The organism is Pseudonocardia nematodicida (assembly GCF_040105385.1).
Taxonomy (GTDB): domain Bacteria; phylum Actinomycetota; class Actinomycetes; order Mycobacteriales; family Pseudonocardiaceae; genus Pseudonocardia; species Pseudonocardia nematodicida.
Window position 1 is genome coordinate 77600 of sequence record NZ_JBEDNQ010000011.1, and the last position, 20524, is coordinate 98123.

Consider the following 20524-nt stretch of genomic DNA (forward strand, 5'->3'; position numbering starts at 1 on the left):
CGTTGCCTCTCGGGATCGGAGTCAGCGGAGCGAGTAGCCGCCGTCGACGAGCAGGTCGGTCCCGCAGCAGTAGCCGGCGTCGTCGTCGAGCAGGTACTCGACCGCGGCGGTGATCTCCCGCAGGTGGGCGAAGCGCCCGAGCACGGTCCCCTCCAGCCAGCCGGCGTGCATGTGCTGCTTGCGCGCGTTCAGCGGGGTGTCGACGTAGCCGGGGGAGACGGCGTTCACCCGCACCCCGCGCGGGCCCCACTCCACGGCCAGTGAGCGGGTCAGCGCGCTGAGCCCGGCCTTGGCGGTGTTGTAGGCGCACTGGCGCTGCGGGTGGTTGACGATCCGGGTGCCCGACATCGACGACACGTTGACGATCGCACCGCCACCACGGGCGAGCATCTCGCGGCCGAACGCCTGCGACATCAGGAAGGCGCCGCGCAGGTTCACGCCCATGACCGCGTCCCACTGGTCGGCCGGCATGTCCTCGGCGGCGACGTCGTCCTCGACGATCCCGGCGCAGTTGACCAGGTCGATCGCGGGGGCCTCCGCATCGGCTCCGGTGTACAGATCGCCGACGACGGCGGTGATCGACTCCTCGGAGCTCACATCACAGGCGTGCGTGGAGATCCGGGCCGGCTGCTCGGCGGCGAGGTCCGACATGGACTCCGCCGTCCGGTCCAGGGCGTACACGGTGGCGCCGCGCGAGGCGAGCGAGACGGTCAGCGCGTGGCCGATGCCGCCGGCCGCGCCCGTGACCGCGATCCGGCGACCGGTGAAGCGGTCGGTCATCTGGTCCCTCCTTTGGGATCGGTACCGCGTGGCCCGCAATGTAGTCCTACTAGTCACTCTGCCGCGAGAGCGGTCGCCCAACTCCTGTCCACCAGGGATTTGTCGGGGTCGGTCTTGACAACGGGTGACCGCTAGGTAGTTTCACTACATCGCTAGCGAGCCGGGACGACTCCGGCCGCAGCCGCGGTCGCGCTCCCCACGAGCGGCCGCGCACGAGGAGGTGTGGATCAGTGGAGATCGAGGAACCGGCCGGCGGGATCGCCGCGGGCACGGTCGTCTTCTCGGCCCGGGGCGTCGGCCGGACCTACCCCGGCGTCGTCGCGCTCGACGGGCTCGACCTCGACGGTCACGCCGGCGAGGTGCTGGCCGTCTGCGGCGCCAACGGCGCCGGCAAGTCCACGTTCGCCCGGCTGCTGGCCGGGCAGGAGCCCCCGAGCAGCGGCGAGATCCGGGTGGCGGGGTTCGACCGGCCGGTCGCCGGTCCCGCCGAGGCGGAGCAGGCCGGGATCCTGCTCATGCACCAGGAACCGCTGGTGATCGAGGACTTCCCGATCGCCGAGAACGTCTGGCTCTACCGGCTGCGCGCGGGCGGCGACGTCCGCCCGTGGGCGGGCGCCCGCCGCGGTGCCGACCCCGAGACCCGGGAGGTGCTGCGCGAGGTCGGCCTCGGCCACCTCGACCCGGCGACCCCGGCCCGCGAGCTCGGACCCGGCCAGCGGCAGATACTCGCGCTGAGCCGGGCCAAGGTGACCCCGCACCGGGTGCTGATCCTGGACGAGACGACGGCGTCCACATCGGAGGAGCACTTCCGGGAGATCCAGGCCATGGTGCTGCGCGAGAAGGAGGCCGGCACCGCGGTCGTGTTCGTCTCGCACCGGATGCCCGAGGTCTTCGCGCTGTCCGACCGGATCGCCGTGCTGCGCAATGGCCGGCTCGTCGACGTCAAGCGCACCGCCGGGACCGACCCGGAGGAGATCACCTCGCTGATGATCGGCGACGCGGTGCGGGCCCTGGAACGGCCGCCCGAGCTGCCGCGCAAACCCGGCCGGCCGGTGCTGAGCGTGCGGGACCTGGCGTCCGGCTCGGCCGAGGCGGTGTCGTTCGACGTCGCGGCCGGCGAGGTGCTCGGTCTCTACGGCCTGGTCGGCAGCGGCCGCAGCTCGGTCGCCCGGTCGATCTCCGGCCAGCAGGACGCCCGTGCCGGCACGGTGCTGGTCGAGGGGGAGGAGGTCCACCTCCGCACACCCGCCGCGGCGCTGCGCCGGGGCGTCGCGTACCTGACCGAGGACCGCCGCCGCGAGGGGTTCGTCGCCGACTTCACCAACGGCGAGAACCTCACGCTCGCCACATTGGACAGACGGTCGCGCTGGGGCGTGCTGCGCCGCGCCGCGGAGCGGACCCGGGTCCGCGAGCTCATCGGCCGCTTCGCGGTCAAGGGCGGCCCGGACGTGCTCACCAGCACGCTGTCCGGCGGCAACCAGCAGAAGGTCTGCCTGGCCAAGTGGCTCGAGGCCGACCCGACCGTGGTCGTGCTCGACGAGCCGACCAAGGGCATCGACGTCGGTGCCCGCATGAACATCTACCGGATCATCCACGACCTGTGTCGCGAGGGCCGTGCCGTCCTCGTGGTCACGAGCGAGGCGGAGGAAGCACTGATGCTGTGCCACCGCGTACTGGTGCTGCGCGACGGACGAGCCGTCGACGAGTTCGACACCGAGCACGCCGACACCGAGGACCTGATCCGCTCCGCGCTCGGCGGGGCGGCGGCATGACGGCCGTGACCTCCCGACCGGAGCGGGACACGACGGACGAGACGCGGGCCCGTGGGCGACGGGCGTGGGGCTGGCTGCGCCAGCAGTACGCGCTCGGCATCCTGCTCGTCCTGCTGGTGGTGGCGTCGCTGGCCAGCGACGCGTTCCTCACCAGCCGCAACCTGGAGAACCTCGTCCTGCAGATGTCGGTGATCGGCATCGTCGCGCTGGCCCAGCTGCTGGTCGTGATCACCGGCGGGATCGACATCAGCGTCGGCTCGGTGCTCGGCCTGGCCTCGGTGCTCTGCGTCGGCATGTTCGGCGGCACCTCGGTGGTGCTCGGCCTGCTGATCGCGCTGAGCGTCGGCGCCGCGCTGGGCGCCGTCAACGGCACCCTGGTCGCGTTCCGCGGCCTGGAGCCGTTCATCGTCACGCTCGGCATGCTCGCCCTGGCCCGCGGCCTGGTCTACGCCTACACCGAGGGGACCCCGGTCCGGCCGGCCGACCCGCTGTACTCGCTGCCCGGCACGCTGACCGTCGCGGGCATCCCGCTGCTCGGGATCATCTGGATCGGCATCGCGTTGCTGCTGGCATTCGTGCTGCGCAACACCGTGTTCGGTCGCCGGGTGTTCGCCGTCGGCAGCCGCCGGGAGGCCGCGCACGCCTCCGGTGTACCGGTGCGCTCCACCCTGGTCTCGGTCTACGTGATCGCCGGCGTGCTGGTCGGGCTGGGCGGGTTCCTGCTCGCCTCGCGGGTCGGGGCCGGCACGCCGACCGCCGGCACGCTGATGGAACTCGACGCGATCGCCGCCGTCGTCATCGGCGGGGCCCGCCTCGCCGGTGGTCAGGGCCGGGTGTTCGGCACCGTCGTCGGCACGATGATCTTCGGCGTCATCGCGAACCTGCTGGTGCTGCTCAACGTCTCCACCTTCCTCCAGGACGCCTTCCGCGGCGCCCTGATCCTCATCGCGGTCGTGCTGGCCACCCTGGGCACCCGCGCGGCCCGCCGATGAGGCCCCGTTCGTCCGCACCCACCTCGAACAACGGAGTTCCCATGTCCCGAACCACTCCGAAGGCGGTGGCACTGCTCGCCGCCGCTGCGCTATCCCTGACCGCCTGCGGCACCGTCGGAGACGGCGGCGGTGCCGCCGGACCGCAGGAACAGCGCGCCGCCGACGAGGTCACCATCGGCTTCGCGCACCGGCAGATGGACGCGCCGTTCTACACCGCGATGGAGGCGACCGCGCAGGAGCACGCCCAGCGCGACGGCTTCTCGCTGCTGTTCCAGAACGCCGCCGGCAGCCCGGTCACCCAGCTCGACCAGGTCCAGACGATGCTCGCCCAGGGCGCGGACATCATCGTCGTCGACGCGATCTCCCCCGAGACCCAGCGCAGCCAGTTCGAGCAGGTCGCCGGCCAGGTGCCGCTGGTGTTCGTCGACACCGGCATCCCGGACGTCGGCATCACCACCATCGAGTCCGACAACGAGGAGATCGGCCGGCTGTCCGGGCAGCTCACCGCCGCGCGGTTCGGCTCCGGGGAGTCGATCAGCGTCGCGATCCTCAACGGCGGCCCGAACGACGAGATCGCCGGCCCGGCCCGGCAGCGCGGGTTCCTGCAGGGCCTCACCGAGGGCGGTGTGGAGCACGACATCGTCGCCGAGGCCAGCGCCACCTACACCCAGGAGGAGGCTGTCCCGGCGACCGAGTCGATGCTCGCCGCGCACCCCGACGTCGACCTCATCCTCGGGCTGAACGACTCGATGACCCTCGGCGCGCTGCAGGTGCTGCGCAACCAGGGCAACACCGACACCCTGGTCGCCGCGGCCGCGGACGGGCAGAAGGAGGCGCTCGCCGAGATCCAGCAGGGCGGGTGCGACGGCCAGTACATCTCGTCCGGGCTGAACTGGCCGGACCTGGCCGCCGCCCAGGCGTTCGACCTCGCGCTGTCGATCGCCACCGGTGAGCAGGACCCGGCCGAGGTCGAGCCGCTGATCAACACCCGGGCCGCCGGGATCGGCTGCGAGAACGTCGACGAGTTCTACGACCCGGACAACCTGTTCTGAATCCCGCCCACCACGAAGGAGACCGACCATGACCGCAGCGTTGGTCCGGCGCGTGCGCGTGGACCGGGCCGGCGCGGTGACCGTCTCCCGGGAACCCGAGCCCGTCCCGGGTGCGGGCGAGGCGCTGGTCCGCAGCGTCCTGGTCGGGATCTGCGGGACCGACGTGCACGCCTCGGCCGGCGCGCACCCCTTCATCGACCTGCCCTACGCCCCCGGTCACGAGGCGGTCGGCGTCGTCGGCGCGCTCGGCCCCGGAGTCACCTCGGTGACACCGGGGGACCGCGTGGTCCTCGAACCCAACCTGGCCTGCGGGACCTGCCGGCGCTGCCGGGAGGGCCGCTACAACATCTGCGCGGAGCTGCGGGTGTTCGGCTGCCAGACCGAGGGCGCGATGGCCGACGCCTTCACCGTCGCCGCCGACCGGCTGCACGTGCTGCCCGACGACGTGAGCGACCGGGCCGCGGCCCTGGTCGAACCGCTCGCGACGCCGGTGCACGCGGTCCGGGCGGCCGGCGTCGGGCCGGGGGACCGGGTCGTCGTGCTCGGTGCCGGGCCGATCGGGCTGCTCAGCGCGGTCGCGGCCCGCGCCGCCGGGGCGGCGACGGTGCTGGTCACCGACATCGAGCCGGCCAAGCTGGAGCGGGCGGTCGCGCTCGGCGCGGACGCCGGCCTGGTCGCCGACGACCCGCGGTTCCTCGCCCGTGCCGTCGCGGCGATGGGCGGGCCGGCCGACGTCGTCGTCGACTGCGTGTCCGGGGAGTCCTCGATGCGTCAGGCCGTCGACCTGCTGGAGAAGGGCGGCACGGTCGCCGTCGTCGGGGTCCCGCCGGGGGACCGGCGGATCCCGCTGCACCTGGTGCAGGACCGGGAGGTCACCGTCCGCGGCTGCCTGATGTACACCCGCGACGACGTCGTCGCCGCGCTGGAGCTGGTCCGCGGGCTCGACCCGGACCTGCTGATCACCCGGGTCGAGCCGCTCGACCGGGCGGCCGCGGCGTTCGACGCGGCCCGTGACCCGGACCAGGTGAAGGTGCTGGTCTCGGCGGTGGGCTAGTCCCGCTACATCCCACCCGATCCACGCCGGGCGCGGCTCGGCTCCGGTCCCGTCGCGAACGGGCGGAACCCGTTGCGCCCGAACACATGTAGTAGAGCTACAGGAGGAGAGAAGATGGTCGACCCGACGCGGGTCCCCGAGCCGGGATCCCTGCTCGTCGGCACCGACGGTGTGCTCACCGGCCGGACGTCCGAGTACGTCAAGCACCTGGGCGACATGGGCGGCGTCTACCGGGACCGGGAGGCCTACGAGAGCGCGCTGGCCGAGCTCGGTCCGGACCACGTCGTCTACCGGGTCGACGAGCACCGCGTCGCCGACGGCCCGGGCGCGCTGACCATCGGCACCTCGACGCTGCTGCCCGGCCGGATCGGCGACGAGTACGCCGTGACCCGCGGACACCTGCACGCGATCCCGGACCGCGCCGAGCTCTACCACTGCCTGTCCGGCAGTGGGCTGCTGCTGCTCGAGACGATCGACGGCCGCAGCGAGGCCCTCGAGCTGGCGCCCGGCAAGGCCGTGCACGTCCCGGGGCACTGGGTGCACCGCAGCGTCAACACCGGCGACGAGCCGCTGGTCACGCTGTTCTGCTACAACACCGACGCCGGTCAGGACTACTCGCTGATCGAGCAGGCCGGCGGGATGGCGTCGCTGGTCGTGCCGGACGCCGACAGCGGCTGGACGCTGCGCCGCAACACCGACCACACCGGATACGCCGGGAGCACGGCGTGACCGGGGACGTGCTCGACAGGCTCGCCGCCGCCGGGGTCGTGCCGGTCGTCGAGATCGACGATGCCGAGTCCGCCGTCCCGCTCGCCCGTGCCCTGGTCGAGGGTGGGCTGCCCGCCGTGGAGGTGACGTTCCGGACCGCCGCGGCGCCCGCCGCGATCGAGCGGATCGCCGCCGAGGTCCCGGAGATCGTCCCCGGCGCCGGGACGTTGCTCACCCCCGCCCACGTGCGGCAGGCGATCGACGCCGGCGCCGCGTTCGGGGTCTCGCCCGGCTCCTCGCCGGAGCTGTTCGACGCCGTCGCCGGGTGGCCGTTCGTGCCCGGGGCCGTCACCCCGGTCGAGATCATGGCCTGCCTGGCCGCGGGGCACGACGTCGTCAAGTTCTTCCCGGCCGGCACCTACGGCGGGCTCGCCGCCGTGCGCGCGCTGGCCGGACCGTTCGGGACGTCCGGGGTGCGGTTCCTGCCGACCGGCGGGATCACCGCGCAGTCCGCACCGGAGTACCTCGCGCACCCGGCCGTGTTCGCGGTCGGCGGCACCTGGGTCGCGCCGCGCGCCGACGTCGCCGCCGGGAACTGGGCCGCGATCACCGAACGGGCTCGCGCGGCCGCCGGGCTCCGTGCGTCGGAGGCCGGTGCCGGAGCGCCCGCCGCGGAGCCCCGCGCCGCAACGACCCGTCAGGAGGACTGAGCCGTGGCCGTCGAGCTCCCCGCCCCCGCCACCGTCCCGACGCTGTACTTCGTCGGTGTCACCACCGGCAGCTCCTCGATCCGCACCGTCTTCCCGCGCTGGGCCTCCCGGCTCGGCCTCGACGGCGCCCGGCTGGCGGGCATCGACCTGCCGGTGCACGCCCCCGCCGACGACTACCGGGCTGTCGCCGACTTCCTGCGGACCGACGGCCACGGCCTCGGTGCCCTGGTCACCACCCACAAGATCGACCTGTTCGACGCCTGCCGGGACCGGTTCGACGTCGTCGATCCGCTCGCGGAGCTGATGGGCGAGGTCAGCTGCCTGTCCAAGCGCGACGGCGCGTTCGTCGCGCACGCCAAGGACCCGATCTCCTCGGGGCTGGCGCTGGACGCCTTTCTCGAGCCCGGCCACTGGACCGGCGGTACCCGGGACGCGTTCCTGATGGGCGCCGGCGGGTCGGCGATCGCGATCAGCTGGTACCTCAGCCGCCCCGAGCGGGGAACCGACCGCCCCCGCCGGATCGTGGTGTCCGATCCGGACACCGCGCGACGGGAGGCGCTCGCCCGCATCTACGCCGAGGCCGGCTCGGACACTCCATTGCAGACCGTCGCCGGCGGCAACGACCAGGTGTTGGCCGGGCTGGCCCCCGGCTCGCTGGTGGTCAACGCGACCGGGCTGGGCAAGGACGCGCCGGGCTCCCCGCTCACCGACGCCGCCGTGTTCCCGGACGACACGGTCGCCTGGGACCTCAACTACCGCGGCGACCTGCGGTTCCTCGACCAGGCCCGGGCCGCGGGCCACGTGCGCGTCGTCGACGGCTGGACCTACTTCCTGCACGGCTGGACACAGGTGATCGGTGAGGTGTTCGACATCGACATCCCGACCACCGGGCCCGAGTTCACCGCACTCGGCGAGATCGCGGCCGGGACCCGGGCATGAGCGCCGGGAAGGTCCTCGTGACACCCCGCTCGCTGACGGCCGCCGGGCTGGCGGAGGTGCCGGAGCTGGCGCCGATCACCGAGGCCGGCTACGAGCTCGTCGCCGGACCGGCCGGTGTGCTGCCCGACGAGGAGACCCAGCGAGCGCTGCTGCCCGGCGTCGTCGGCTGGCTGGCCGGCGTCGAGCCGATCACCGCCCGCAGCCTCGCCGCGGCCGACGCGCTGAAGGTGATCAGCCGCAACGGCACCGGGACCGACGCGATCGATCTCGGCGCCGCCGCGGCCGCCGGGGTGCGGGTGGAGCGGGCAGGCGGGGCGAACGCCCAGGGCGTCGCCGAGCTGACCCTCGCGGTGACGATGGCCGCGCTGCGGCACGTCCCGTGGTCCGCGGCGATGGTCCGGAACGGCGGCTGGGAACGCCACAGTGGACGTGAGCTCGCCGACGTCGTCGTGGGCGTCGTCGGGCTGGGGGAGATCGGGCGGCGGGTGGCGGGGATCTTTCTCGCCCTCGGTGCGCGGGTGGTCGGGCACGACCCGTTCGGCGTCCCGTCCGGGGTCGAGGCGCTGGCGGTGGCCGACCTGGTGGCCGCCGCCGACGTCGTCACCCTGCACTGCCCGCCGCCCGCGGACGGCACACCGCTCGTGGACGCCGCCCTGCTGCGCACCGTCCGGCCGGGATCGGTGCTGGTCAACACCGCCCGCGCGGCGCTGGTCGACGACGCCGCGGTACTGGCCGCACTCGACGACGGCCGGCTCTCCGCCTACGCGGTGGACGCCTTCGCCGTGGAGCCGCCGCCGACGTCGGAGCTGCTGCGCCACGACCGGGCCCTGGCCACCCCGCACATCGGGGGCTACACCGGTGCGAGCGTCCGGCGGGCGACCGGGCAGGCTGTGCGCAATCTGCTCGCCGTGCTGGAGGAGGACCGACGACCATGACCACGACCGGCCGCCCCGAGGCTCCCGGCGCGTACGAACCGGTCCTCGACCGGCTCGGCGACCAGACCGGGTTGCGCCCGTCGGAGCGGAAGGTGGCGGCCGTGGTCGCCGAGCGCCCGGGCGAGGTGGCGGCCATGTCGATGGCCGAGCTGGCAGGGGCGGCCGGGGTCAGCGAGCCGACCGTGATGCGGTTCTGCACCACGCTGGGGTTCGGCGGGTTCCAGGACTTCAAGTTCGGGCTGGCCCGCGAGCTCGCCGTCGGGACCCCGGTGACGCACTCGGCGATCGAGGTCGACGACCCCCCGGCCACCCTGGTCACCAAGATCTTCGACCACACCCTGAGCAGCCTGGACCGTACCCGGCGCTCGGTGGACACCGCGCAGGTCGAGCGGGCGATCGAGCTGCTGCTGGCCGCCGACGAGGCGCTGTTCGTCGGGCAGGGCGCGTCCGGGATCCTCGCCCAGGACGCGGCGCAGAAGGGTGTGCTGTTCGGCATCCCGTGCGCGGCGCACGCCGACCTGCACCAGTCCTTCATGGCCGCGGCGGTGGCGGGGCCCGGCACGGTGGTCGTCGCGGTCTCGCACACCGGGCGGACGACCGCGGTGCTCGACATCGCCCGCGCGGCGAAGGAGAACGGCGCCACGGTGATCGCGCTGACCGGCGAGCAGGGTCCGCTGGTGGAACTGGCCGACTGCGCGCTGGTGCTGCAGACGCTGGAGGACACCAACATCTACACCCCGACGATCAGCCGGCTGGCCGGGCTGGTGCTGGTCGACGTCCTGGCCACCGGGGTCGCACTGCGCCGGGGGCCGGAGCACCTGGAGCGGCTGGCCCGGATGAAGGAGGGACTGAGCCGGTTCCGGGGGAGCACCGACTGAGGTCAGGACGCCGACCGGGTGCCGAGCAAGCAGGACGCAGAACGCGACGACGGGCCGGCGCCGTACCGCGTCGGCCACCCCGTTCCGCACTCTCGGTCCCGCCCCCGGACCCCCGTCCGCCGACAGCGGACAGTCTGCCGGATGCCGGCGACGATGATCGCGCGTTCGCCGCGTGCCGTCACAGGTACGGCTCGGTGAGCATCTCCAGGAAATGCCCGGCCGGGTCGCGGAAGTAGACCCCGCGTCCGCCGTGCCCGTGGTTGATCTCGCCGGGGCGGGACATCTGCGGGTCGGCCCAGTGTTCGACGCCGTCGTCGACGAGCCGGGCCAGGGCCCGGTCGAACAGCTCGTCGTCGACCAGGAAGGCGTAGTGCTGGGGCTGGATCTCCGGGAACGCGTCCACCGGCAGGTCCGCGAACTGGATCAGTACCCCGCCGTCGAGCGACAGGTTGGTGAACGGGCCCCAGGACGGGGCCTCGGCCGCCTCGAACACGTGGCGGAAGAACGCCGCGGACGCGTGCCGGTCCCGGGCGGCGACGATGGTGTGGTTGAACGTGCAGGTCATGGGGCTCTCCCAGGTCGGTCGTGACGACCGGGAGGGGGCACCGCGCACCCGATGACCAGGGGAAGGGCGACCACCGTTCAGGACGGTGGTGCCTGCGCCCGCGGGCCTGTGCGGGATACCGGCCGAGGCCGGCGGTGCTGGTCCTCCTCCGCGATCGGGCCCATCGGGGGCGCACCGGCACAGTAGCGGAGATCCGATGAGTCCGGCCGGGCCCGGCGGTCCACCCGGCATGGGCACCCTCGTCTACGCGATGAGCATCTCCCTCGACGGCTACGTCGAGGACCCGGCCGGCGACATCGGATTCTCCGCGCCCGACGAGGAGGTGCACCGCTTCGCCAACCAGCAGACCCGCGACACGGCGGCGCTCCTGTTCGGACGCGGTCTCTACGAGGTCATGGAGGAGTTCTGGACGGCGCCGGAGCGGGCCGACGGGGACGAGGTGGAGGCGGAGTTCGCGCGCGAGTACGTCGCGACGCCGCGGATCGTCTTCTCCGACTCGCTGTCCTCCGTCGCACCCGGCTGCCGGCTGGTGCGCCGCGCCGACGCGATCGACGAGGTGCGCCGGCTCAAGAGAGACACCGACGGCGAACTGGCCGTCGGCGGCCCGGGTCTGGCCGCCTCCCTGCTGGACCTGATCGACGAGTTCCGCCCGACCGTGGTCCCGGCCTTCCTCGGCGGCGGGAAGCCCTACCTCCCGCCCGGCACCGACCTGCGCCTGCGGCTGGTCGAGCAGCACACCTTCGGCGGCGGCAGCATCTGTCTGCGGCTGCGCCGCCCGTGAGTACTTCTCGGGGCCGGGACCCCGGAAAGTACTCACGAGCGGCGCAGCCGCCTCAGGTTCCGTGCGCGAACCCGGCGGCTTCGGGGCCCAGCACCGGGCCGGGCTGCCGGCGGAGCCGGACCAGGCAGCGGTGCAGGTCGTCGAGCAGGAGGCCGGCGAGGTCGTGGCCGAATCCGTTGCGCACGACGATCCGTAGTGCGGCGAGATCCCTGCGGTCGGGCGGGAAGGTGTAGGCGGGCACCAGCCAGCCGTGTGCCCGGAGCGCGGCGGAGACGTCGAACGCCGAGAACGGCTCGCCGTCGGCGACGGTGAAGGCGAACACCGGCAGCTGTGTGCCGTCGGTGAGCAGCCGGAACGCGCCGGTCTCGGCGATCTTCGCGGCGAGGGTGGTCGCCACGTCGCGGCAGGTCCCCTGCACGCGGGCGAACCCGTCCCGGCCCAGCCGGAGGAACTGGTAGTACTGGGCGATCACCTGCCCGCCGGGGCGGGAGAAGTTCAGCGCGAACGTCGGCATGTCACCGCCCAGGTAGTTCACCCGGAACACCAGGTCCTCGGGCAACGCGCCGGTGTCCCGCCACACCACCCAGCCGACGCCCGGGTGCACCAGCCCGTACTTGTGTCCGGAGGTGTTGATCGAGGCCACCCGCGGCAGCCGGAAGTCCCATTCCAGGTCCGGGTCGCAGAACGGCGCGATCATCGCCCCGGACGCGCCGTCGACGTGCACCGGGATGTCCGGGCCACCCCCGGCGGCCAGCGCGTCGAGCGCCGTGCACAGCGACGCGACCGGCTCGTAGCTGCCGTCGAAGGTGGACCCGAGGACCGCGACCACGCCGATCGTGTTCTCGTCGCACCGGGCCAGGGCCTCGTCGACGCCCAGGTGCAGCCGGTCCCCGGACACCGGGACCAGCCGCGGCTCCACCTCGAAGTAGTTGGCGAACTTGTCCCAGCAGACCTGGACGTTCGCCCCCATCACGATGTTCGGCCGGTCGGCCGGCAGCCCGTCGGCGCGACGGCGGTGCTGCCAGCGCCGCTTCAGCGCCAGCCCGCCGAGCATGCACGCCTCGGACGACCCGGTCGTCGAGCAGCCGATCGCGCGCTCGGTGTCCGGGGCGTGCCACAGGCCGGCGAGCATCCGCACGCACCGCTGCTCCAGGTCCGCGGTGCGCGGGTACTCGTCCTTGTCGATCATGTTCTTGTCGAGCGACTCGGCCATCAGCCGGCGGGCCTGGGGCTCGGCCCAGGTGGTGACGAACGTGGCCAGGTTCAGCCGCGCGTTGCCGTCGAGCATCAGCTCGTCGTGCACCACCTGGTACGCGACCTCCGGGGCGAGACCGGAATCCGGCAGCGTGAACCGGGGGATGTCCACCGGTTCCGCGGCGAACACCGGGTTCACCGCGACCGAGCGGTCTCCGCCGTGGGATTCCGAGGGCGAGTGCGCACCGGGCATGCCCGCGGACGGTAGCCCCGGTTCCCGGTGATCGCCGCAGTCGTCACCCGACGGGGACGCCGGACACCGGACCGCCGAGGTTGTAGGCCCGCAGCCGGGTCCCGCCCCCGTCGTGGTCGAGCACGGTCAGCGACGCCGGCCCCACCGGCACCAGCCGCGACGGGCGCAACCCGAGCAGGTGGTCGAGCACCGCCCGGATCGGGCCGCCGTGCGTCACGACCAGCACGACCCCGTCGCCGGGAAGGTCGGCGAGTGCGCCGGTCACCCGCGCGGTCATCCCGGCGAACGACTCCCCGCCGGGCGGGGTCAGCTCCCCGGCCCGCCACGCCGCGTACTCCGCGGCCGGGAGGTCGTCGACGAACCGGTCGGTCCACTGCCCGAGGTCGGCCTCCTGCCAGCGCGGGTCCACCCGGTCCGGGGACACCCCGAGCAGCCGCGCGGTCTCCCGGGTCCGGTCCAGCGGCGAGACGACCACGTGCTCCGGGCGGTAGGACGCGACCAGCGGGCCGAGATCGCGGGCGCCGGCCCGGCCGGCGCCGGAGAGCGGGACGTCGGAGTCGCCCTGCAGGCGTCGTGCGGCGTTGGCGGCGGTCTCGCCGTGCCGGACCAGCAGCAGCCTCACGATGCGATCCGCCGTCCGGTCGCCGCGTCGAACACCCGGTCCGGGCACGCGGGCAGCACCACCGGCAACGGGTCGCCGTGCGTGGCCTCGGGGCGTTCGTCGAGCACGACGGAGATGCGGTCGTCGCCGTGCACCCCGGTCACCACCATCCGCCCGGCCAGCGGGGTGACCTCGGCGAACACCGTGTGCAGCACCGGTCCGGGCCCGGTGCCCAGGCGCAGCGACTCCGGCCGGTACATCGCGCGCACCGCGGTGCCGTCGGCGACCGCGCCGGCTGCGCCGAGGTCGGTGTCCCCGGCGGTGAGCCGCCCGTCGCGGGCGACGGCGTCGAGGACGTTCGCCGCCGGGGTCCCCATGAACGTCGCGACGAAGTCGGTCGCCGGGTCCGCCAAGAGTTCGGCGGGGGTTCCGAACTGCTCGACCCGCCCGTCGCGCATCAGTGCCACGTGGGTGGCCATGGTCATCGCCTCGATCTGGTCGTGGGTGACGAAGACGCTGGTCGCGCCGGTGGCCCGGTGCACCCGCAGGAGCTCGGTGCGGGTCTCGGCGCGCAGCTTCGCGTCCAGGTTGGACAGTGGTTCGTCGAACAGCAGCACCGACGGGTTGGGCGCGATCATCCGGGCGATCGCGACGCGCTGCTGCTGGCCGCCGGAGATCTCGCCGGGGTAGCGGTCGGCGAGCTCGCCGATCGCGAGCAGGTCGAGGACCTCGGCGATCCGCTCCCGGCGCTGCGCGGCCGGCATCCGGGCGATCGTGAGCGGCCACTCGACGTTGGCCCGCACCGTCATGTGCGGCCAGAGCGCGTAGCTCTGGAACACGAGTCCGGCGTCGCGCCGGCCCGGCGGCACGACGGTGCCCGCCCCGGCGACGACCGTCTCCCCGAACCGGATCTCGCCGCCGGTCGGGTCCTCCAGCCCGGCCAGCATGCGCAGCGTCGTCGTCTTGCCGCAGCCCGAGGGCCCGAGCAGGACGAGGAACGCCCCGGTGGGGACCTCGAGATCGACCCCGTCGACCGCCACGGTTCCGGACGGCGCGAACTCCTTGCGCAGCCCGGACACACGGATGCCCGTCATGAGGCCGCCTCCCTCCACGGTTGGTTCGGTCCCTCCAGCCGCCGGGCCAGCACGGTGGCCCCGACGGACAGCAGGACGATGAGCACGGTGACGGCGTTCGCGAACTGCGCGAAGCCCTCCGAGGCGTAGCGGTAGGTCAGCACCGACAGCAGCGGCAGCGCCGGCGTCACCAGCAGCACCATCAGCGACAGGTCGCGGACGATGTTCACGAACACCAGCGACGCGCCGGCCAGCAGCCCGCGCGACGCCAGCGGCAGCACGATCCGCCCGCCGCGGCGGGCCAGTCCGGCGCCGGCGACGACGGCGGCCTCCTCGACGTCGCGGGAGATCTGGCCGATCGCCGACCGGCCGGCCTGCGCCGCGAACGGCAGCGTGGCGGCGATTCCGGCGATCACCAGCAGTGCGAACGTGCCGTAGAGCGCCGGGACCGGCCCGATCGGCCGGCCGAACTGGGCGATGAAGGCCGCACCCAGCGCGATCCCGGGGATCAGGAACGGCAGGTAGGACAGCAGCGTCAGCGAGCCGGTGACCGGGGCGAGCCCGCGCAGCCGGACGACGACGTAGCCGACCGCCGTGCCCAGCAGCGTCGCGCCGACCGCGACCGAGAGCCCGAGCCCGACCGTGGTCAGCGTCGCGTCGATGATCAGTGGGTCGAGCAGCACGCCGCGCTGGCCCTGCGCGATCGACGGGTCGGACTCCCCGACCCAGAAGTGCGTGGTGAACCCGCCGGTGAACGAGTTCGTCCGCCGCGCGAAGCTCGACGCGAGCAGGATCAGGCCGGGCAGCACGCTGGTGGACAGGCACAGCGCGAACGCCAGCGCGGTGAGCGGGCCCCGGCTGCGGCCGAGCCGGATGACGGCGCGCCGGCCGCCCTTGCCGCCGATGGTGGCGAACGAGCGGCGGCCGGAGACGATCCGGTTGCTGGCGAACAGGATCGTCGCGGCCACCCCGACGAGCAGCAGGGCCAGCACGTAGCCGCGCTCGACCTGCCCGGTGGTGATCGCGCCGTAGAGCCGGGTGGACAGCGTCTGGAACCGCACCGGCAGCCCGAGCAGCGCGGGGGAGGCGAAGTTGCTGACGCCCTCGGCGAAGGCCAGCAGCGCCCCGGAGACCAGCGCCGGGGTGACCACCGGCAGCGTGATCGACCGGGCGACCTGCAGCCGGGTGGCGCCGGTCATCTCGGCGGCCTCCATCAGCTCGCCGTTGACCGTGGCGAGCGCGGCCGCGGCCAGCAGGAACGACAGCGAGAAGTAGTGCGCGATCAGCGTCGCCGCGACCGGCACCGGCCCCCACGCGATCCAGTCCGGCACCGCGACGCCCAGGTCGGCGAGCACACCCGCCCGCCCGCCGACGAGGTCGTTGCGGAACACCGTCTCCCAGGCCAGCGCCAGCGCGAAGCTCGGCAGTGCGAACGGGACCGTCGCCAGCAGCGCGATGGTCTTGCGCCAGGGCGCGTCGGTCATCACGACCAGCCAGGCCAGGCCGCCGCCGAGCAGTACCGAGCCGGCGGCGGTGACCGCGCCGACGAGCAGCGAGTTGCCCAGCGGCTCCCAGAACAGGCTGGTCGACAGCCGCCCGGTCAGCACGTCCGACCAGGCCTCCCGCCCGGTCGGGCGCAGCGTCGAGGCGACCAGGCCGACCATCGGGGTGACGACGAGGACGGCCAGCACCGCGGAGACCGCCAGGCCGAGGCGTCCGACCGGGTCGGCGACGGTGCGCCCGAGCAGCCCCGGAGACGTCGTGCTCATCCGAGGGTGAGCAGCAGGTCGGCGACATCGCGGCGGACCCCGGCCGACGCCCCCGGGTCGATGGTCCAGGTGCCGAGCTCGGCCAGCGGCAGCGCCTCGGCGGGCGGGGTGACGTCGTCGCGGGTCGGGTAGTCGCCCGGGACGTAGAACGGCTCGAACCAGGTTCCGCCGGTCTCGGAGTCGTCACCCATCAGGAAGTCCACGAGCAGCCGGGCCGCGGCCGGGTTCGCGGCGTCCGGGCTGAGGCCGATCATCGCCGGGAACGCGATCCCCGGGGCCGGGGCCACCTCGGTGGCGGCCTGCAGGGCCCGGTTCTCCTCGGAGTTGTCGCGCCGGTCGGAGTAGGTGGTGAACCCGACCGGCGGGTCCTGCTGGCCGCGGGCGCCGACCGCGGCGTTGACCGAGTCGGTGTCCCCGACGAGCACGACGCCGTTCGCGTAGAGATCGGCGATCCACTGCTCGCCGGCGCTCTCGATGCCCTCGTCGAGCTCGACCGGGACGCCGCGCAGCGCCTCGTGCGCCGCACCCATCTCCTCGGAGCGCAGCACGATCTCGGTCATCAGGTCGAGGTAGTCGCCGCGGATCTGCGGGTCGACCATCACCACCCGGCCGTTCCACTCCGGATCGGTGAGCTCCCAGAGGTTCTGCACCGGCGGGCCGTCCGGGTGCGCCTCCTCGTTGAACATCAGCGTCTTCGTCGAGAGCCGGCTCGCCAGCAGCGGCTCGCGGAACTCCGCCGGCAGCGCGTCGGCGACCCGGGGCGGCACGTAGTTGCGCAGCAGGCCCTCGTCGAGGAGCTCGTCGAGGACGACGGGGGCGTCGGAGAGGTAGGCGACGTCGGCGCCCGGGCTCCCCGCGGCCGCCTCGGCCTTGATCCGGGCGATCTGCTCGGTCGAGGAGATGTCGGTCGCGACGACGTCGATGCCCGGGTACGTCCGCTCGAACTCCGCCTCCACCGCCGCGATCCGGCTGGTGAAGGAGTACACGCTCACGGTGCCCTCCGCCCGCGCCTGCTCGAGCAGTTCCTCGGTGGACAGCGAGTCGAGCGGGTCGGGCGCGGCGGGCGCGCCCGCACCCGCGCCGGTGGGGGAGCCGCCCCCGCAGGCGGTCAGGGTCAGGCAGAGGATCGCGGTGGCGGCGGCACCGCGAACGGTCCGGGACATGGATGTCTCCACAGAGGTCGGTGTGGGGTCGTGAAGGAGGGTCAGGAGTCGAAGCGGTCCAGCAGCTCGTCGAGCCGCTGCAGGGCCGGTGTGGTGCGGTCCCCGGCGAGCCGGGCGAGGGTGAGCACGAGCGCGTTGGCGACGGCCATGGGTGCGGTGAGGGACTGGAACTCGGCGCTGCTGCCGCGCGGGGCGAGCAGGACGTCGAGGTCCTCGCCCGTCCCGAACGTCGCGGGCAGGTCGGTCAGTACGACGACCGGTGCACCGGTCTCGGCGGCGGTGCGCAGCAGCGGGGGCAGCGCGCGCGGGGGACGGCGGAAGGCCAGCGCGAGGACGAGGTCGTCGGGGCCCAGCGAGATGAGCTCCTCGGCCAGATCGCGGTCGGCGCCGGGCAGCTCGGTGACGAGCAGGCCGAACCGGCGCAGCCGGCGGGCCAGCATCCCGGACAGCACGGTGGCGTTGCCGCGGGCGAAGACCAGGGTCCGGCGCGCGGCGAGCACCCGGCCGGCGACGGCGTCGAGCCGGTCCGCGGGCACGACAGCCGGCAGCTCCCGCAGAGCCGCGGTCTCGTCGGAGACGAGCCCGCCGAGGACGTCGTCGGCGCGGTCGAGACGGCGCTGCACCCGGCCGGCGGCGTCGGTCCCGTCGAGCAGCTCGGAACGGAACAGCTCGCGTAGCTGCGGGTAGCCGGTGCAGCCGAGCTTCTTCGCCAGCCGGGTCGCGGCGGCGACGTGCACCCCGGCCCGTTCGGTGACCTGATCGGCGGGCAGGAACGCCGCCTCGGTGGGGTGCGACAACAGCACGTCGACGATCGCCCGGTCCGCGGGGGACAGCCGCGGACCGTGCGTGTCGATCAGTTCCCGGAAGGCCACGTCCGGAACGCTAGGTGCAAAGACACTTGCAGAGCAGGGTCGATCTGCAAAGAAATGTGCAAATAGACCGTGTCGCGGAGGTGGCCGTCCGGTGCTACCGCCCGAGCAGCTTCTTCTGCACCTTCCCCATCGGGTTGCGCGGCAACGCGTTCACGAACACGACGTCGCGGGGGCGCTTGTGCCAGGACAGCCGGGACGCCACGTGGTCGATCAACGCGTCGGCGGGGCCCTCGCCGACGACGTAGGCCACGATCCGCTCGCCGAGGTCGGCGTCCGGTGCCCCGACGACGGCGCACTCGGACACCCCCGGGTGGTCCATCAGTGCCGCCTCGATCTCGCCGGAGCCGATCCGGTACCCGCCGGACTTGATCAGGTCGGTCGACTCGCGGCCGACGATCCGGTGGAACCCGCCGGCGTCGCGGACGGCGAGGTCGCCGGTGCGGAACCAGCCGTCGCCGGCCCAGCTCTCGGCGTTGGCGTCCGGGCGGTTGAGGTAGCCCTCGAACAGCATCGGCCCGCGGACCTCGAGGCGGCCGACGCTCTCGCCGTCGTCCGGTACCTCCTCCCCGCCGTCCTCCGCCGGGACCAGCCGGGTCTCCGCGCCGCGGATCGGGCGCCCGACCCAGCCGGCCCGGCGGTCGTCGACCGGGGCGCTGAGCGTGATCATCGTTTCGGTCATGCCGTACCGCTCGACCGGGGCCTGCCCGGTGAGCTCGGCGATCCGCTCGAACAGCGTCGCCGGCAGTGGGGCGCTGCCCGAGACCAGCAGCCGCGCCGAGCCCAGCGCGCGCGCCGACTCCGGCTCGGAGACGATCCGGTTCCAGACCGTCGGCACCCCGAAGTAGAGGGTGCCGCCCGCGGCGGCGTAGCGGGCGGGCTGCGGCTTGACCGTGTGCACCACCCGCGACCCGAGGCGCAGCGAGCCGAGCACACCGAGGATGAGCCCGTGCACGTGGAACAGCGGCAGCCCGTGCGCGACGGTGTCGTCCGGGGTCCACTCCCAGACCTCGGCCAGCCCGTCCAGGCCCGCGGCGATCGCGCGGCCGGTGAGCTGCGCGCCCTTCGGTGCCCCGGTGGTACCCGAGGTGTAGAGCAGCATCGCGACCTGCTCGGGGTCGACCTCACGCGGCGCCAGGGCCGTGCCCCCCGGCCGCACGACCGGCAGGTCGACGCCGTCCGGGAGCTCCCCGGCCCACGCGGTGGCACCGGAGTCGCGCAGCACGTGCGCGCGCTCGTCGGGGCCCGAGTCGGGCGGCACCGGCACCACCGGGACCCCGGACAGCAGGCAACCGGCGATCGCGACGACGGTGTCCATCGAGGCCGTCGCGTGCACGGCGACCGGCCCGTCGCCGTCGATGCCGGCGGCGAACCGCCCGGCCCGGTCGACCAGGTCCGCCCGGGACAGCGCGTCGTCGCCGACGACGACGGCGCGTTCCAGATCGTGCGCGGCGGTGAGCGAGGTGAGCAGCAACGAGGTTCTCCGGTTCCGTGCGGGTGGTGCGGTCGATGACACCCGCGACCGGCCACACGGGGCCGCGCCGGCGCGAGCCACTTCCCGAGCGGTCCATCTGCTGGCACAGTGGTTCACCTGATGGACCAACAGCGACGCTAGGTCAGCGAGTCGGAGGGGTCAAGCAGCGATGGCGACGGGGAGTGTGGTCTCCGCGATCCGGGTGCTGGAGGCGGTGGGGGAGCGGCAACCGGCCGGGCTGTCCGAGCTGACCCGGGCGGTCGGGCTGCCGAAGAGCACGGTGCAGCGCTGCCTGTTGACGCTGGCCGAGGTCGGCTGGTGCCGCACCGACGACCGGGCCCGCTGGCTCCTGACCTACCGGGCGTTCGCCGTCGGCAACCGGGCGCGGGACGCCGGGGAGCTGCGCGAGCGGGCCTTGCCGGTGCTGCACGAGCTGCAGATGACGACGGGGGAGACGATCCACCTCGCCGCGCCGGACGGCCGCGAGCTGGTCCTGGTCGAGCGGCTCGACACCGCGCACCGGCTGCGGGCCTTCCTGCCGCTCGGGCAGCGCATCCCGTTGCACGCCTCGGCGACCGGACAGGCCTACCTCGCTGCCTGCCCCGAGTCCGCTGTGGACGCGCACCTGGCCGCCGGTCCGCTGGAAGCGGTCACACCCCGGACGGTCGTGGACCCGGACGCGCTGCGGGCCCGGCTGGCCGAGGTCCGGGCGCGCGGCTGGTCGATCAACCCGCAGGGACTGAGCGAGGGCATCGCCGCGGTGGGCGCGGCGATCCTCGGACCGGACCGCGCGCCCGCCGCGGCGCTCTCGGTCTCCGGGCCGACCGTCCGGATGACCGAGGCGGTGTTCGACGGCCACGGCCGCGCCGCGGCCGACGCCGCGGCCCGCATCTCCCGCGAGCTGGGCGCCCCGGTCTGACGCCCCGGCCGGGGTACGACGCTTGACCGTGCCGCCGCGGCAT

20 protein-coding genes are annotated in these 20524 nt (G+C 73.9%); 11 read left to right on the forward strand and 9 right to left on the reverse strand.

The window, feature by feature from the left end; genetic code table 11:
- Positions 1-21: 21 nt before the first annotated feature.
- Complete coding sequence (locus tag WIS52_RS24140) at positions 22-780, reverse strand: SDR family NAD(P)-dependent oxidoreductase (RefSeq protein WP_349300642.1); 759 nt, start codon at positions 778-780, stop codon at positions 22-24.
- 230 nt (positions 781-1010) lie between these two features.
- Here WIS52_RS24140 and WIS52_RS24145 point away from each other — a divergent pair, with 230 nt between their 5' ends.
- From WIS52_RS24145 to WIS52_RS24185, 9 genes are all read left to right on the forward strand, one after another.
- Complete coding sequence (locus WIS52_RS24145) at positions 1011-2552, forward strand: sugar ABC transporter ATP-binding protein (protein WP_349300643.1); 1542 nt, start codon at positions 1011-1013, stop codon at positions 2550-2552.
- A 5-nt stretch (positions 2553-2557) separates the two neighbouring features.
- On the forward strand, positions 2558-3544 hold the full coding sequence (locus WIS52_RS24150) for an ABC transporter permease (protein ID WP_349300644.1): 987 nt from the start codon (positions 2558-2560) through the stop codon (positions 3542-3544).
- A gap of 41 nt (positions 3545-3585) precedes the next feature.
- On the forward strand, positions 3586-4596 hold the full coding sequence (locus WIS52_RS24155) for a sugar ABC transporter substrate-binding protein (RefSeq protein ID WP_349300645.1): 1011 nt from the start codon (positions 3586-3588) through the stop codon (positions 4594-4596).
- 28 nt (positions 4597-4624) lie between these two features.
- Positions 4625-5650 (forward strand): zinc-dependent alcohol dehydrogenase, encoded by a 1026-nt coding sequence (locus WIS52_RS24160; RefSeq protein ID WP_349300646.1) that lies wholly within the window; start codon positions 4625-4627, stop codon positions 5648-5650.
- Positions 5651-5764: 114 nt separating this feature from the next.
- The gene (locus tag WIS52_RS24165) at positions 5765-6379 is read left to right on the forward strand and encodes a glucose-6-phosphate isomerase family protein (protein WP_349300647.1); all 615 of its coding nucleotides are present in this window, start codon (positions 5765-5767) and stop codon (positions 6377-6379) included.
- The gene (gene eda, locus WIS52_RS24170) at positions 6376-7068 is read left to right on the forward strand and encodes a bifunctional 4-hydroxy-2-oxoglutarate aldolase/2-dehydro-3-deoxy-phosphogluconate aldolase (RefSeq protein ID WP_349300648.1); all 693 of its coding nucleotides are present in this window, start codon (positions 6376-6378) and stop codon (positions 7066-7068) included. Before WIS52_RS24165 ends, eda begins: the two co-directional genes overlap by 4 nt.
- 3 nt (positions 7069-7071) lie before the next feature.
- Positions 7072-8007, forward strand: coding sequence for a shikimate dehydrogenase family protein (locus WIS52_RS24175; protein WP_349300649.1), 936 nt, complete (start codon positions 7072-7074; stop codon positions 8005-8007).
- Positions 8004-8942 (forward strand): NAD(P)-dependent oxidoreductase, encoded by a 939-nt coding sequence (locus WIS52_RS24180; protein ID WP_349300650.1) that lies wholly within the window; start codon positions 8004-8006, stop codon positions 8940-8942. Before WIS52_RS24175 ends, WIS52_RS24180 begins: the two co-directional genes overlap by 4 nt.
- On the forward strand, positions 8939-9820 hold the full coding sequence (locus WIS52_RS24185; protein ID WP_349300651.1) for an SIS domain-containing protein: 882 nt from the start codon (positions 8939-8941) through the stop codon (positions 9818-9820). The genes WIS52_RS24180 and WIS52_RS24185 overlap by 4 nt, the downstream gene beginning before the upstream one ends.
- Before the next feature lie 178 nt (positions 9821-9998).
- Here the strand turns inward: WIS52_RS24185 and WIS52_RS24190 are convergent, their stop codons facing one another.
- Positions 9999-10385: a VOC family protein gene (locus tag WIS52_RS24190; RefSeq protein ID WP_349300652.1), complete on the reverse strand. Its 387-nt coding sequence runs from the start codon at positions 10383-10385 to the stop codon at positions 9999-10001.
- 196 nt (positions 10386-10581) lie between these two features.
- Here WIS52_RS24190 and WIS52_RS24195 point away from each other — a divergent pair, with 196 nt between their 5' ends.
- Positions 10582-11166, forward strand: coding sequence for a dihydrofolate reductase family protein (locus WIS52_RS24195; RefSeq protein WP_349300653.1), 585 nt, complete (start codon positions 10582-10584; stop codon positions 11164-11166).
- A gap of 52 nt (positions 11167-11218) precedes the next feature.
- Here WIS52_RS24195 and WIS52_RS24200 read toward each other — a convergent pair whose 3' ends face one another.
- From WIS52_RS24200 to WIS52_RS24230, 7 genes are all read right to left on the reverse strand, one after another.
- Positions 11219-12613 (reverse strand): glutamate decarboxylase, encoded by a 1395-nt coding sequence (locus WIS52_RS24200; RefSeq protein ID WP_349300654.1) that lies wholly within the window; start codon positions 12611-12613, stop codon positions 11219-11221.
- A gap of 43 nt (positions 12614-12656) precedes the next feature.
- Positions 12657-13235, reverse strand: a complete 579-nt coding sequence (locus WIS52_RS24205; protein WP_349300655.1) for a histidine phosphatase family protein — start codon at positions 13233-13235, stop codon at positions 12657-12659.
- Positions 13232-14308 (reverse strand): ABC transporter ATP-binding protein, encoded by a 1077-nt coding sequence (locus WIS52_RS24210; RefSeq protein ID WP_349300656.1) that lies wholly within the window; start codon positions 14306-14308, stop codon positions 13232-13234. Before WIS52_RS24210 ends, WIS52_RS24205 begins: the two co-directional genes overlap by 4 nt.
- Entirely contained in the window at positions 14305-16056 is a 1752-nt protein-coding gene (locus WIS52_RS24215; RefSeq protein WP_349300657.1) for an ABC transporter permease, read from the reverse strand. Before WIS52_RS24215 ends, WIS52_RS24210 begins: the two co-directional genes overlap by 4 nt.
- Positions 16053-17219, reverse strand: a complete 1167-nt coding sequence (locus WIS52_RS24220; protein ID WP_349300658.1) for an ABC transporter substrate-binding protein — start codon at positions 17217-17219, stop codon at positions 16053-16055. Before WIS52_RS24220 ends, WIS52_RS24215 begins: the two co-directional genes overlap by 4 nt.
- A 41-nt stretch (positions 17220-17260) precedes the next feature.
- Complete coding sequence (locus WIS52_RS24225) at positions 17261-18091, reverse strand: MurR/RpiR family transcriptional regulator (protein WP_349300659.1); 831 nt, start codon at positions 18089-18091, stop codon at positions 17261-17263.
- Between the two features lie 94 nt (positions 18092-18185).
- Positions 18186-19562 (reverse strand): acyl-CoA synthetase, encoded by a 1377-nt coding sequence (locus tag WIS52_RS24230; RefSeq protein WP_349300660.1) that lies wholly within the window; start codon positions 19560-19562, stop codon positions 18186-18188.
- A 169-nt stretch (positions 19563-19731) separates the two neighbouring features.
- Here WIS52_RS24230 and WIS52_RS24235 point away from each other — a divergent pair, with 169 nt between their 5' ends.
- A complete protein-coding gene (locus tag WIS52_RS24235) occupies positions 19732-20481 on the forward strand; it encodes an IclR family transcriptional regulator (protein ID WP_349300661.1) in 750 nt (249 codons plus the stop codon).
- Positions 20482-20524 lie beyond the last annotated feature (43 nt).

Coding starts and splice junctions, on each gene's coding strand:
- WIS52_RS24140 (WP_349300642.1), bottom strand. CDS start 780: ATGACCGACCGCTTCACCGGTCGCCGGATCGCGGTCACGGGCGCGGCC.
- WIS52_RS24155 (WP_349300645.1), top strand. CDS start 3,586: ATGTCCCGAACCACTCCGAAGGCGGTGGCACTGCTCGCCGCCGCTGCG.
- WIS52_RS24160 (WP_349300646.1), top strand. CDS start 4,625: ATGACCGCAGCGTTGGTCCGGCGCGTGCGCGTGGACCGGGCCGGCGCG.
- WIS52_RS24165 (WP_349300647.1), top strand. CDS start 5,765: ATGGTCGACCCGACGCGGGTCCCCGAGCCGGGATCCCTGCTCGTCGGC.
- WIS52_RS24180 (WP_349300650.1), top strand. CDS start 8,004: ATGAGCGCCGGGAAGGTCCTCGTGACACCCCGCTCGCTGACGGCCGCC.
- WIS52_RS24185 (WP_349300651.1), top strand. CDS start 8,939: ATGACCACGACCGGCCGCCCCGAGGCTCCCGGCGCGTACGAACCGGTC.
- WIS52_RS24190 (WP_349300652.1), bottom strand. CDS start 10,385: ATGACCTGCACGTTCAACCACACCATCGTCGCCGCCCGGGACCGGCAC.
- WIS52_RS24195 (WP_349300653.1), top strand. CDS start 10,582: ATGAGTCCGGCCGGGCCCGGCGGTCCACCCGGCATGGGCACCCTCGTC.
- WIS52_RS24200 (WP_349300654.1), bottom strand. CDS start 12,613: ATGCCCGGTGCGCACTCGCCCTCGGAATCCCACGGCGGAGACCGCTCG.
- WIS52_RS24210 (WP_349300656.1), bottom strand. CDS start 14,308: ATGACGGGCATCCGTGTGTCCGGGCTGCGCAAGGAGTTCGCGCCGTCC.
- WIS52_RS24215 (WP_349300657.1), bottom strand. CDS start 16,056: ATGAGCACGACGTCTCCGGGGCTGCTCGGGCGCACCGTCGCCGACCCG.
- WIS52_RS24220 (WP_349300658.1), bottom strand. CDS start 17,219: ATGTCCCGGACCGTTCGCGGTGCCGCCGCCACCGCGATCCTCTGCCTG.
- WIS52_RS24235 (WP_349300661.1), top strand. CDS start 19,732: ATGGCGACGGGGAGTGTGGTCTCCGCGATCCGGGTGCTGGAGGCGGTG.